The 12,224-nt window shown below is 62.4% G+C and carries 11 protein-coding genes; 6 read left to right on the top strand and 5 right to left on the bottom strand.

Annotation, left to right across the window (positions count from 1 at the left end; translation table 11 throughout):
- Positions 1 to 179: 179 nt before the first annotated feature.
- A complete protein-coding gene (locus HMPREF2656_RS00665; RefSeq protein ID WP_070422801.1) occupies positions 180 to 1,073 on the bottom strand; it encodes a MetQ/NlpA family ABC transporter substrate-binding protein in 894 nt (297 codons plus the stop codon).
- A 95-nt stretch (positions 1,074 to 1,168) separates the two neighbouring features.
- Positions 1,169 to 2,131 carry a helix-turn-helix transcriptional regulator gene (locus tag HMPREF2656_RS00660; protein ID WP_083284741.1) on the bottom strand — a complete coding sequence of 321 codons (963 nt, stop codon included), beginning with the start codon at positions 2,129 to 2,131 and terminating at the stop codon, positions 1,169 to 1,171.
- Between the two features lie 90 nt (positions 2,132 to 2,221).
- Here HMPREF2656_RS00660 and HMPREF2656_RS00655 point away from each other — a divergent pair, with 90 nt between their 5' ends.
- The 4 genes from HMPREF2656_RS00655 to HMPREF2656_RS00640 all read left to right on the top strand — a co-directional run bounded on the left by HMPREF2656_RS00655 (position 2,222) and on the right by HMPREF2656_RS00640 (position 8,021).
- Positions 2,222 to 2,779, top strand: a complete 558-nt coding sequence (locus tag HMPREF2656_RS00655) for a DinB family protein (protein ID WP_070422802.1) — start codon at positions 2,222 to 2,224, stop codon at positions 2,777 to 2,779.
- Between the two features lie 33 nt (positions 2,780 to 2,812).
- A complete protein-coding gene (locus HMPREF2656_RS00650) occupies positions 2,813 to 5,974 on the top strand; it encodes an error-prone DNA polymerase (protein ID WP_070815574.1) in 3,162 nt (1,053 codons plus the stop codon).
- Between the two features lie 62 nt (positions 5,975 to 6,036).
- Positions 6,037 to 6,630, top strand: coding sequence for a PH domain-containing protein (locus HMPREF2656_RS00645; protein WP_371440637.1), 594 nt, complete (start codon positions 6,037 to 6,039; stop codon positions 6,628 to 6,630).
- Positions 6,627 to 8,021 carry a PH domain-containing protein gene (locus HMPREF2656_RS00640; RefSeq protein ID WP_083319385.1) on the top strand — a complete coding sequence of 465 codons (1,395 nt, stop codon included), beginning with the start codon at positions 6,627 to 6,629 and terminating at the stop codon, positions 8,019 to 8,021. The genes HMPREF2656_RS00645 and HMPREF2656_RS00640 overlap by 4 nt, the downstream gene beginning before the upstream one ends.
- Here the strand turns inward: HMPREF2656_RS00640 and HMPREF2656_RS00635 are convergent.
- Positions 7,968 to 8,438: a tRNA (cytidine(34)-2'-O)-methyltransferase gene (locus HMPREF2656_RS00635; protein WP_070422805.1), complete on the bottom strand. Its 471-nt coding sequence runs from the start codon at positions 8,436 to 8,438 to the stop codon at positions 7,968 to 7,970. The genes HMPREF2656_RS00640 and HMPREF2656_RS00635 overlap by 54 nt on opposite strands.
- Positions 8,439 to 8,456: 18 nt before the next feature.
- Here HMPREF2656_RS00635 and HMPREF2656_RS00630 point away from each other — a divergent pair, with 18 nt between their 5' ends.
- A complete protein-coding gene (locus HMPREF2656_RS00630; protein WP_141760958.1) occupies positions 8,457 to 9,335 on the top strand; it encodes a bifunctional methylenetetrahydrofolate dehydrogenase/methenyltetrahydrofolate cyclohydrolase in 879 nt (292 codons plus the stop codon).
- A gap of 4 nt (positions 9,336 to 9,339) precedes the next feature.
- Positions 9,340 to 9,702 (top strand): DUF3017 domain-containing protein, encoded by a 363-nt coding sequence (locus tag HMPREF2656_RS00625; protein WP_244268678.1) that lies wholly within the window; start codon positions 9,340 to 9,342, stop codon positions 9,700 to 9,702.
- Between the two features lie 3 nt (positions 9,703 to 9,705).
- On the opposite strand, the gene HMPREF2656_RS00620 is transcribed toward HMPREF2656_RS00625, so the two are convergent.
- Positions 9,706 to 10,842, bottom strand: a complete 1,137-nt coding sequence (locus HMPREF2656_RS00620) for a homoserine O-acetyltransferase MetX (protein WP_070482415.1) — start codon at positions 10,840 to 10,842, stop codon at positions 9,706 to 9,708.
- The gene (locus tag HMPREF2656_RS00615; RefSeq protein WP_070482413.1) at positions 10,843 to 12,165 is read right to left on the bottom strand and encodes an O-acetylhomoserine/O-acetylserine sulfhydrylase; all 1,323 of its coding nucleotides are present in this window, start codon (positions 12,163 to 12,165) and stop codon (positions 10,843 to 10,845) included.
- Between the last annotated feature and the right edge of the window lie 59 nt (positions 12,166 to 12,224).

Below are 12,224 nucleotides of genomic sequence, written 5' to 3'. Positions count from 1 at the left end.
TGGTCGGCGTCGGTGGTGCCGATCTTGACGGTCACAGCGTCGCCATCAGCACTGCTTGTCGACGACTCCGTTTCCGACGAGCACGCCACCAAAGAGGTTGCGGCGATGACAGAGGCTGCCGCCGCTGCGAGAAAACGCTTGGTACGCATGATCTACGCGCTCCTTATTGCTTCTTGTGCTTACTTGTTCTGCAGACGGTCAAGGATGTCGTTGAGCTCCTTCTGGTCGCGGTAAACCGGAACCGAGGTGCCCTTGGAGTCCTTGGCGGTAGCTTCAGCAACCTCCGGGGTCTGCCACAGCTCGACCAGCTTGTTCAGCGTTTCATCGGAAATGTCCTCGGAACGAGCAGCGAACACGTTGATGTACGGCTCTGCTTCCTTGGACTCCGGATCGTCCTCGAACACGGCCAGGCTCGGCTCGATGCCTGCGCGGTCCAGCCAGGTGTTGTTGATGATGGCCGGCTTGCCCTCGTTGTAGGCATTCGGCGTCTGGGATGCGTCGACCGGGGTGACGGTGACCTTGGACTCGTCCTTGTTGATCTCGGCCGGGGTCGGGGTCAGCGGGTCAGCGACGTTGTCGTTGAGGGTAAGCAGACCGGCCTGAACCAGCACGTTGATGGCGCGGCCCTGGTTGGACGGGTCGTTCGGGATAGCGACGGACTGGCCCTCAATGCCGTCGAGCGAGTCGTGGTCCTTCCAGAACAGTGCGAGCGGGACGATCTCGGTGGAGCCGACAACCTTGAGGTCGTTGCCGGAAGCAGCGTTGTACTCGGCGAGGTACTTAATGTGCTGGAACTTGTTCACGTCCAGCTCTCCCTGTGCGAGAGCCTCGTTGACCGGGGAGTAGTCGGAGAACTGCACGATGTCGAGCTCGATGCCGTTGTCAGCTGCGAGCTGCTTGAATACAGTCCAGGCCTCCTGGTCGGCCTCGGTGGTACCGATCTTGACGGTGACGTTCTCGCCGTTTGCGGCGGTGGTCTCGGTGGCGTCGTTGGACTCGTTGGAGCAAGCGACCAGGCCGGTGGTGGCGAGCGCTGCAGCAGCAACGGTTGCGAGGGTGCGCTTGATACGCATGATGTCTCCTTGTTTATTGGGAAAGTTTGACGGGTGAGAATCTAGCACCCTATGTACCGCTTAGTCTATTTTTTAGAACAAAGCAGTTTGCGCTTCTATGCCTGGGCCAATAAAAGTGCAGCTTGTCCGATGTTGTGCAACGCCGTTCGAAGGTGGTCTGACTCTGCGTTCGCGTCCAACTTCATCGTGCAGTCCAGGTCGCGGCATACCCAAAGAAGGTGCCATGCAAGATCGTCCCAATCTGGTGCGCCGGTGACGAAAGTACATCCATTTTTGGTTACCTCTAGGTCGGTGCGATAGGGAGGGGGGATCCGTTCGGCCACCAGATCGGGTGAGCTTTCCAGCTCCACACGGATGACGCAGGGATAGCGTTTTGCGATATCGCTGCTGAAGTCCGGGGGTGGTGGAATCTTCGGGGTGAAACCCCAGCATGTTGTCTGTGCGTTGCTTATTCGGTCGAGGCGAAAAGTGCGCCAGTCGTCTCTGCTTTTGTCAAATGCTTGGAGGTACCAGAGCTCGCCTTGGGTCATGAGCCGGGCTGGTTCAACTTCCCTCGTGGATGATGTGCCGTTGGGCTTGCTGTAGGTGAAACGTACGAGCGTGTGGTCCCGCTGTGAAGTGGCGAGTTGGGTGAGTAGTTGTAGTTCGACGGTCGGGCGCTCATGGGGGAGCGCCGTAGTTGCGTTATCAACCGCTGATGCTAGGGCTCGCAGGTGGGGCGGCAAGATGTGATCAATTTTGGCCAAGGCACGAAGTGCGGCGGTTCCAGCGTTGTCGGTGCCGTTCAGGGCCATCATGCGCAGACTCGCGACGAGCGCGACGGCCTCGGTGTCGTCGAGGAGTAGGGGCGGTAAATGGCGACCAGTGCCCAATTGGTAGCCTCCCTCGATCCCGCTGCTGGAATTGACCGGGTAGCCCATATCGCGCAACCGCGCGATATCGCGGCGCACTGTGCGCTCTGTGACGCCGAGCTCAGAGGCGAGGGCGCTTGCTTGCCACGTGGTTCGCGCTTGCAATAGTCCCAAAAGCTGGAGCACGCGCTGCGTCGTATTTGCCATGCAGTCATTCTTCTCCATACTGCGGACAAAAGCTGTCCTCAACGGGGCTTAGGGTTCCGGTTGGAAAGTGATCAACAGGAAGGAATATCGATGTATTTTCCGCGCAAAGACAATGAGCTAGACACGCTTTGTAACTATCTTGACGTGCAGTTAGATGCGCTGCGGGCTAGCGCGTTTGGGCTTGACGACGATGCTGCGAGGCGCACTCCACTCCGCAGTGCGCTGAGCATTAGCGGACTGCTCAAACACGTCACGTTTGTCATGGTGAGGTCGCTTTCCGGTGCCGGTGTTGCCGGGTATGAACACTCACAGGCCGACTTTGCAGCCAGCTTTACGCCGACTGCCGAAGAGACGCTGGATCGCATCTTGGAACGCTTCGATAGCGTGCGAGCTGACTATATGGAGATGTGTCGCGGCGGTGACCTTGAGGCGGAACTGCCGGTGGGGCCGTTCCCGTGGTACGGCATGGATGAGCCGCAGGTAGCTAAGTTGCGCTACATCTATGTGCATGCGGTGGAGGAGTTCGCCCGCCATGCCGGGCATGCGGACATCATTCGGGAGCAGATTGACGGTGCGCAGGCTGCAGAGTTGCTTGCGGCGATCGAGGGGTGGGAACCGAACGAATACATCACCCCTTGGAGTAACTAGCACACAGTTTCGAACGGTGGTAGCGTTCCCGCTATGAGGTTCAACGGGGGAGCGCCACTGTCGTGGTCGCGGCTCGAACGCATCCTCTCCGGCCGCCCCGGCCCGGAGCCGGTGCCGGTCGGTCACACCGGCACGCCCGCAGGCGCCGCGTACGGCAAGGCGGAGCCAGCGCCCCCGCCGCAAAAACAATGCCTATCGACGACACCGTTCGCCGAGCTGCACACCGTCAGCTCGTATAGCTTCCTCGGCGGGGCGAGCGAACCGGAGGACTTGGTGGCCCGGGCCGTTGAGCTGGGACTGAGCGCGGTGGGGCTGCTGGACCGGGACGGATTCTACGGTGCGGTGAAGTTCGCGGAGGCGGCCGCCGCGGCCGGGCTGGACACCGTCTTCGGGGCGGAGCTGACGTTGGGTGACACCGTCCTGCCCGTGATCGCCCGCGGGCCGGAGGGGTACAAGCGACTCTCCCACCTGATGGCGGACGCGCACATGGCCACCCGGGAAAAGGACAAGGTGGCCTATCCGCCGCTGGAGCTCATCGGCGACCAGCTGGGCGGCACCTGCGTCGTGCTCGCCGGCTGGCAGTGGGTAGGGGAAATCGACCACCTGGTCGAAACCTTTGGCCAGGACAATGTGGTGCGAGAATATGAAGTTTCGATGACTCCTGAAGACGCTGACCGGCACGCAATGCTCGATCGTTTTGATCACCTCCCCGCCATCGTCACCGCGATGCCGGCGGCAGCCACGCGTGAGCAGGCGAGGTTGGCTGCGGCGAAGCGTGCGTTGGCTCGCAGAGAAGCACTTGCACAAGCATACGGGGACTTGCATCCGATGGGGGCGAACTGGCTGCGCTCTGGCGAGCAGCTCGAACGCATGCTGCCGGGATGCAAACACATGCTGGATTACAGCGTTGAGTTGGCAAAGCAGTGCGCGTTCACGCTGAATCTTGTCGCGCCTGAACTGCCGCGCTACCCAACGCCAAGCGGGCGAGGCGAGATGGATCATCTGCGGGATCTGACGTTGGCGAGCGCGCAGTTCCGGTACGCGACGCGGAGTGCGGATGTGCGCAACCAGGCGATGAAGCAGATCCGCTACGAACTGAGCGTGATTGAGGAGCTGAACTTTCCCGGCTACTTCCTGATCATTTACGACCTCGTGGATTTCTGCGCGAAGCAGAACATTTTGTGCCAAGGACGTGGTTCGGCGGCGAACTCGGCGGTGTGTTTCGCCCTCGGGATCACGAATGTCGAGCCGATCGAGGCAGGCCTCCTGTTCGAGCGTTTCCTATCTCCCGACCGTGACGGACCACCAGATATTGACCTAGACATTGAGTCAGGCCGGCGAGAGGAGGTCATTCAGTACGTCTACGACACATATGGGCGCGACAATGCGGCGCAGGTAGCTAACGTGATTACGTACCGCACGAAAGGGGCGGTCCGTGATGCCGCGCGTGCGCTCGGATACGCACAGGGCGCTGCGGATAGTTGGTCGAAGGGGCTTTCAGATCCGCCCGAGGCTGTGGAGCAACTTGCAGCGCAGTTCAAGGGGCAGCCGCGTCACCTGGGCATTCATTCTGGTGGCATGGTGATTTGTGACCGTCCCATCGCCGACGTCGTCCCCGTCGAATGGGCGCGCATGGCAGATCGCTCGGTGGTGCAATGGGATAAAGATGACTGTGCCTCCGCTGGTCTGGTCAAGTTCGACCTGCTGGGGCTCGGCATGCTCGAAGCGCTGCACCACATGGTGGATCTCGTGGAGGAAACCACAGGCCGCAAGGTGCATTTGTGGGAGCTTTCGCTTGACGACGACGCCGTGTACGACATGCTTTGCCGCGCCGATTCCGTCGGCGTGTTCCAGGTTGAATCGCGCGCACAGATGGGCACGCTGCCTAGGTTGAAGCCGCGCAGGTTTTTCGACCTGGTCGTGCAGGTGGCCTTGATCCGCCCTGGTCCAATCCAGGGTGGTTCGGTGCATCCGTACCTGCGGCGGCGCGACGGGCTAGAGCCGGTCGTGTACGACCATCCGGTGCTCGAGCGATCCCTTGGCAAAACACTGGGGATCCCGCTGTTCCAAGAGCAACTCATGCAGATCTGCGTCGATGCGGCTGGTTTTTCTGGCCGTGAGGCGGATGCGCTTCGGCGCGCGATGGGATCGAAACGCTCGCCGGCGAAAATGGCGGCGTTGCGCGCACGGTTCTTCGAAGGCTGCTGGACTACTAACCAGATCGGTGAAGAGGTAGCAGAGCGGCTGTGGCAGAAGATCGTGGCGTTCGCCGCATACGGGTTCCCGGAATCGCACTCCCAGTCGTTCGCCTCTTTGGTGTACTTCTCCGCCTGGTTTAAATGCCACTACCCGGCGCAGTTCTGCGTGGGGTTGCTGCGGGCGCAACCGATGGGATTCTACTCACCACAGTCGCTGGTACAGGACGCACGCCGGCACGGGGTAGAGGTACTGCCAGTGTCGGTCAACGCGTCGGGGCGCGAGGCGCGCTGCATTGATTCCTCAACGATCCGGATGGGGCTCGGGCTCGTCCGTGGCTTAGGTGCGGATGCCGCCGACCGGATCGAAGCAGCGGCACCGTTTACCGATATTGCGGATCTATCGCGCCGGGCTGACCTGAGCGTCGACCATGTCGAGGCGCTCGCGCGGGCGGGGGCGTTGGACTGCTTTGAGGTGTCTCGTCGACAAGCATTGTGGCAAGCGGGTATCGCTGCCACGGAACGCCACGGCATGCTGCCCGGTTTGTCGGCTATCTCAGCGCCGGCGCTGCCTGGCATGAACTCGTTCGAACTCATGGTGGCTGACATCGCAGCCACAGGGGTGACCCCGGAGCTCATGCCAGTAGAGATGGTGCGCGAATCGCTGGAGGAGCGAGGCGTTATTCCGGTTGCACAACTGCTGCATGGCGTGGAGGACGGCACTCGCGTGCGCATCGCCGGAGTGGTGACACACCGCCAACACCCGGTCACTGCAGGTGGTGTGACATTTTTGGGAATGGAGGATGAAACCGGGCTGGTCAACGTGGTTATCTCAGTCGGGTTGTGGAAGAAGCAACGCGTCCTTGCCCGCACTGCGAAAGCGCTCGTCGTACGCGGGATTGTGCAAAATGCTTCCGGGGCAGTGTCCGTGGTGGCGGACCGGTTCGAACCGTTGGAGGTAGGGGAGCTGCTCTCCCGGGGATCGAGGGACTTCCGATGAATGCTTCGATGAGCCCTGTCATGAGCAAGGCCGTGTCTGGGGCTGCTGGTAGCGTGATCGCCATGTCTGAAGCGCTCAGCGGAAGCCCTGAACATCACCCCGGCCCGAACACTGCAGGCCAGCCCACTGCAGGCCCGAACACTGCAGGCCAGCCCACTACCGGCGTGCATAGCCCGGTGCAGCCTTTGCCGTCCTCGGTCGAGGAGATGCACAAAGTGTCGCCGAAGTTGATGTGGCCGATGCTGGTGTCGAATGCCCTGTGGACCATCGGCGTGTGCGGTGGCCTGTATTTGGCCTACCGCGAGTGGGGCTGGGGATTCCTGATCCCGCTGGGGATTTTCACGGTGATCTTCATCTGGCGCTTCTTCCTTATCCCGTACCAGGTCCGCAACATGGGCTGGCTGGAGACCGAGGACGAACTGGTGCTGAGCACCGGCAAGATGTTCCACACGATCACAGTGATTCCGTATGGGCGCATTCAGTTCGTGGATGTGCAGTCGGGGCCGATCACACGTGCCCTGGGGCTGAAGGAGCTGACGGTGCATACGGCGTCGAATTCGTCCAACTCGGATCTGCCGGGACTGCTTGCGGCGGATGCGGATGCGTTGCGGGATCGCCTTGCGCTGAAGGCTCGTGAGCGGATGAGTGGGCTGTGACAAGCGGACGCGTATCGACGATTCCCGGCATGGAGGGCTACCGCCACGTCCATAGGCTCACGCCACTGTTGCGTGTGTGGACGTTCATGCTGGCCCTAGCGACACTCGCCCTGTTCAATTTCACCATGCCGATTTATCGGTGGATGCAGCGCGAAAACGTCGGCCCCACCGACATTGCATGGGCAGCCGCAGGCCTTGTGGCTGCGCTCGTGGTGATTTTCGCGGTGTCCCAGGTGTGGTGGCGTCGCAGCGGATTCAAGGTAGGCGACGAAGAAGTGGAGACCCGCCGCGGTGTGCTTACCAACCAAATCCGCACCGCGCGCTACGACCGTGTGCAGGCTGTTGACGTAGTCGAATCCTTTGCACCGCGACTGTTTGGGCTTGCCTCCGTGCGTATCGAGGCCGCAGGCAGTGCCAGTTCAGGTTTGGACATCACATATCTTCCGCGCGAGGAAGCAGAGGAGGTCCGCGCGCAGATCCTGGCCCGAATTGACGGGCCAGTGAAGCGTTCGCTTGAGAGCGCCGCCGCTGCCGGGGCCGAATACGCACCGAACATGTTGGTGCCGCCGATCCCGATTCGCCGCTCGCTGATCGGCACCACATTGCAAATGTCGACCGTATTCACACTGGCGTGGTCGACGATTCCACTGTGGACGGATGTGACCGCCGCGGCGATCATCCCTGTTGTGGTGGGTTTTATGCCCCGCATTTGGCGCACGATCGACCAGTCGTGGCGCTTCAACGCGACGAAGGACGGGGAGGTGTTCCACTTGACGTATGGGTTGGCGAATCGTCGTCGGCAAGCAATGCCTCGCTCGCGTATCCACGCGGTGCAGTTGCGCCAGCCAATGTTCTGGCGCCCGTTCGGATGGTGGACGGTCTCTGTCGTGGCGGCGGGTTATGGCTCGGAACGTAACAAGCAAACCGGCACGTCGAAGATTCTGCCAGTGGGGACGTGGGAACAGGCGATGGCCGTGATCGATGCAGTCGGTCCGCTTACCGGCGCTGAACTGACCGATCTGGACAACGTAGATTTCCGCTCCCCGCGCAGCGCCCGGTGGATCTCACCGTTCGACTGGAAACGTCAAACGGTCAAGGTCCGCGCCGACGCGGTCACGACAACGGCAGGGCGGATCGGGCGCTGGTTCCAGATGGTGGACGTCCCACACATTCAGGAACTGACCTTTAACCAGGATCCGCTGCAGCGCAGACTCGGCTTGGCCAGCGTTGACCTGGACCTGGTGCCCGGCGCCTTCAGTGTGACGTGTCGGGATATGGAGGAGGACCAGGCGCGTGGGCTCGTCGATAAGCTGCGCGCCCGCGAGTTGCCGCCGCTGTCACAAAGCGCCGGGGAACCCGAGCTGGCGCCAGGCCTCGTAGATGGCGACTGACGCCGAGTTCGTCAGGTTCATACTGCGCCGCGACGGCAGCATCGGAATCCGCACCTGACGCGTAATCCGCGGGTGGGCGAGGTGCTCCTCCGGGATGCCGTTGGCCTCGTTGCCGAACAGCAACGCGTCGCCGTCCTGGTATTGCACCTCGTGGTAGTGGTGGTCGGTGTGCGCGGTGAACGCGAAAATGCGTGAGCCTTCCAACGCGTCGAAGCAGGCGTCGATGTTGGGGTGGATGACCACGTCTGCAAGATCGTGGTAGTCCAGGCCTGCGCGTTTGAGGTGTTTGTCGTCAAAATTGAAGCCGAGCGGCTCGACGAAATGCAGCTGCGCGCCGGTATTTGCCGCAAGGCGGATCGCCGCGCCAGCGTTGCCGCCAATGGCCGGATTGTCATAGATGATGTGGAGCACGCACAAGAGTCTAGGATTGGGGCCGTGACTGCGATCAAACTGGACGGAAAACTCTACCGCGAGGAGATTTTCGCGGACCTGCGCGAGCGCGTGGCGCGACTGAAGGAACAGGGGGTGACCCCGGGTCTGGCGACGGTGCTTGTCGGCGAAGATCCCGCTAGCCAGAACTACGTGCGTATGAAGCACAAGGACTGCGAAGAGCTCGGCATTGCCTCCATTCAGAAGCACCTGCCTGCGGAGACCACTCAAAAGGAGCTTGAGGCGGTTATCGACGAGCTCAACCGCGACGATTCCGTCACCGGCTACATCGTCCAGTTGCCGCTGCCGAAGCACCTGGATGAGAACCGGATCCTGGAGTTGATCGACCCGGACAAGGACGCCGACGGCCTCCACCCGGTGAACCTGGGCAAACTCGTCCTCAACGAGCCGGCCCCGCTGCCGTGCACCCCGAACGGCTCCATCAAGCTGCTCGAGCGCTTCGGCGTGGATCTCAACGGCGCCATCGTTTGTGTTATTGGCCGCGGCGTGACGGTGGGCCGTCCGATCTCGCTGATGCTGACCTCCCGCGATGTCAACGCCACCACCGTGCTGTGTCACACCGGCACCAAGGACCTCGCCGCGGAGACTCGCCGCGCGGACGTGATCATCGCTGCCGCTGGCAAGCCACACATGATCACCGCCGACATGATCAAGGAAGGCGCGGCGCTTCTCGACGTCGGCGTCTCCCGCGTCGACGGCAAAACCGTCGGCGACCTGCACCCCGACGTGTGGGAGAAGGCCGGTTGGGTCTCCCCGAACCCGGGCGGTGTCGGCCCGATGACGCGCACGTTCCTGGTGCGCAACATCGTCGAAAGCGCCGAGCGCCAAGCCGGCGTGAACCAGCAAGCAAACCAGGACGCGTAACAACGTGGGAAGCACCCGCATCCAGCTCCCCGGCACCTCGCTACCACCGGGGTTGACGCTGGATAACCCTCACGACCGCGGCAACGCCCCGTCACGCCTGCCATTGTGGGCGCAGCGCACCGGGGTTGCCGTGTTTGTCGTCGGGTTTGTGCTCTCTGGCATCTTCGCCGCCACCGAGCACTGGCGTCGCGCCACGTTCACCCTTGGCGCGGCCCTGCTGTGGCTCACGCTGGTGCGCCTGACCTGCGACTCCAAAGTAATCGGTCTGGTTGCGGTGCGTTCCAAGCGTTTCGACGCCACGTTCACCACCGCCCTCGGCGCCACCATGATGTGGCTGTCCTGGTCGGTGGACGCGCTGGGGTCTTAACCCCTAGATCGCGTAGTCGCCGTAGCGTGACGCGATCTCGCGGGCGGGCGGGATTTCGTGGGTGAGTTTGATGAAGTTGCGCAGAATCCGGTCCATCTGACGTGCCTCCACGAGGAAGGCGTCGTGGCCGACGGGGGAGGACAACTTCGACATGGCTAGCAGGTTGCCCAAGTTTCGGGAGATGTGTTCCTGCTGGTGGTAGGGGTACAAAATGTCGGTGTCGACGCCGACGATCATCGTCGGCACGGTTGAGGATGCCAACGCCTTGTTCAGCCCGCCGCGGCCCCGGCCGATGTCGTGGCGGTTGAGGGCTTCGGTGAGGGTGACGTAGCAGGCGGCATCGAAACGCTCGGTGAGTTTCTTGCCCTGGTGCTCCAGATAGGACTGGACGGCGAAGCGCTGGTCGTCTTGGCGGAATGGTCCGAGTGGGTTTTCGCCGGTTTGGGCGGAGGTGCCGAAGCGCTCGTCGATTTCCAGCTCGCCACGGTAGGTCAGGTGGGCGATCCTGCGCGCGGCGGCGAGCCCGGCATCCGGCGACTGGCCGGTGCCGTGGTAGTCGCCACCCTGCCAGGCTGGGTCCTGGGTGATCGAGGTGATCTGCGCGGTTTGGATACCGATTTGCCAGGCGCTTGCCCGGGCAGACACCGCCAGCACCAGCGCGTAATCGGCCTGCTCGGGGTAGAGCAGCGTCCACTCCAGAGTGCGTGCACCGCCCATGGATCCACCGATGACCGCGTGGACGCGCCCAATGCCGAGACGGTCAAGGAAGGCGTGCTCGGCGTGCACCATGTCGCGGATCGTGATGGCGGGGAAGCGCGATCCCCACACGCCGCCGTCCGGGTGCTCGCTCGCGGGGCCGGTGGAGCCGTAACACGACCCGAGTGCGTTCGTGCAGATCACGCACCACTCGTCGGTGTCTAGCGCCTTGCCTGGGCCGATGGCTTCGGACCACCAGTCGGCGGCGTCACTGTCGCCGGTCAATGCGTGTTCGACGAGGATCACGTTGTTGACGCCGTTGGGGTCGCCTTGCAGTGCGCCCCATCGTCGATAAGCAATGCGCGTATCCGCGATCACCTCGCCGGCTTCAGTGACAACATCGCCGATGGCGACCGTGGCGAGCTGCCCTTCGGAAGCCAGCATTTAGACCGCCGTGAAACCGCGCTCGAGGTCCGCAATAATGTCCTCGACATCCTCGATGCCGACAGACAAACGCACCGTGGCCTGCGTAATACCAGCGCGAGCGAGGCCGGCAGCGTCCGACTGGGAGTGCGTTGTCGACGCCGGGTGCACCACAAGCGAGCGCACGTCGCCGATGTTGGCCAGGTTGGAGTGCAGCTTCAGCGCGTCGATGAACTTCCACGCGTTCGTCTTGTCATCCTGATCGCCCGCGATGTCGAACGACAGCACCGAACCGGTGTACTTCAGGCCCAACTTGTCCTTCGTCGCCTTGTACGGCGAATCGTCCAGGCCTGCGTAGTTGACCTTGGCCACCTTGTCGTGGCCCGCCAGGAACTCCGCCACCTTCAGCGCGTTCGCATTGTGCTTTTCCACGCGAAGCGCCAACGTATCAATACCCTGCAGCGCAACCCACGCGTTGAACGGCGAGATCGCCGCACCCGTGTCGCGCAGCAAACCGGCGCGGGCACGCAGCGCGAACGCCGGGGCGCCCAGGTCCGCGTACTTCAGACCGTGGTACGCCGGGTCTGGAGTGGTGAACAGGGGGAAGACGTCCTTGCCGTCGCGCTGGACGGTCCAGTCGAACTTGCCGCCGTCGATAATCGCGCCACCAATCGCAGCGCCGTTACCGGTGTAGAACTTCGTCGTGGACACGACCACGATGTCCGCACCCAACTCAAGCGGCTTGACCAGGGCAGCAGTGGCCATCGTGTTATCGACGATCAACGGCACCTGGTTGTTATGCGCAACCTCTGCAATCGCCGGGATGTCCAGCACGTCCGCGATCGGGTTACCGAACGTCTCGCCGTAAAACGCCCGCGTGTTCGGCTGGACGGCAGCCTGCCAGCTTGCCGGGTCGTCCGGGTTTTCCACGAAGGTGAACTCAATGCCCAACTTCGGCAACGTGTGCTGGAACAGCGTTTCAGTGCCGCCGTAGAGGCGCGGGGAAGTAACAACGTGGTCGCCCGCCTGCGCCAGCGTAAGAATCGCAGCGGTCTCCGCAGCCATGCCGGACGCGAACGCCGTGGCAGCCACGCCGCCCTCCAGCGACGCCAGGCGATCCTCTAGTGCCTGCTGCGTCGGGTTGGTCAGGCGGGTGTAAATCGGGCCTGCATCCGAGAGGTTAAAGCGGTTCGCCGCGTGCTGGGCATCGTCGAACACGTAGCTGGTGGTCATGTAAATCGGCTGGTTACGCGCGCCGTAGTCCTGGTCGACCTGCTGGCCAGCATGGATCGAGCGCGTACCAAAGGACCATTCTTGTGCGTTGGAGTTGTCGTAGTTTCCCATGCGTCGCAATGTAGCCCGCTTGGTCTGTAGTTGTGTACCAAGCGGTCTATTTTGCGAGT

It is taken from the genome of Corynebacterium sp. HMSC034B08 (assembly GCF_001835805.1).
Taxonomy (GTDB): Bacteria; Actinomycetota; Actinomycetes; order Mycobacteriales; family Mycobacteriaceae; genus Corynebacterium; species Corynebacterium coyleae.
The sequence above is the reverse complement of the archived record's forward strand: the minus strand, read 5'-3'. Positions and strand labels throughout refer to the sequence as shown.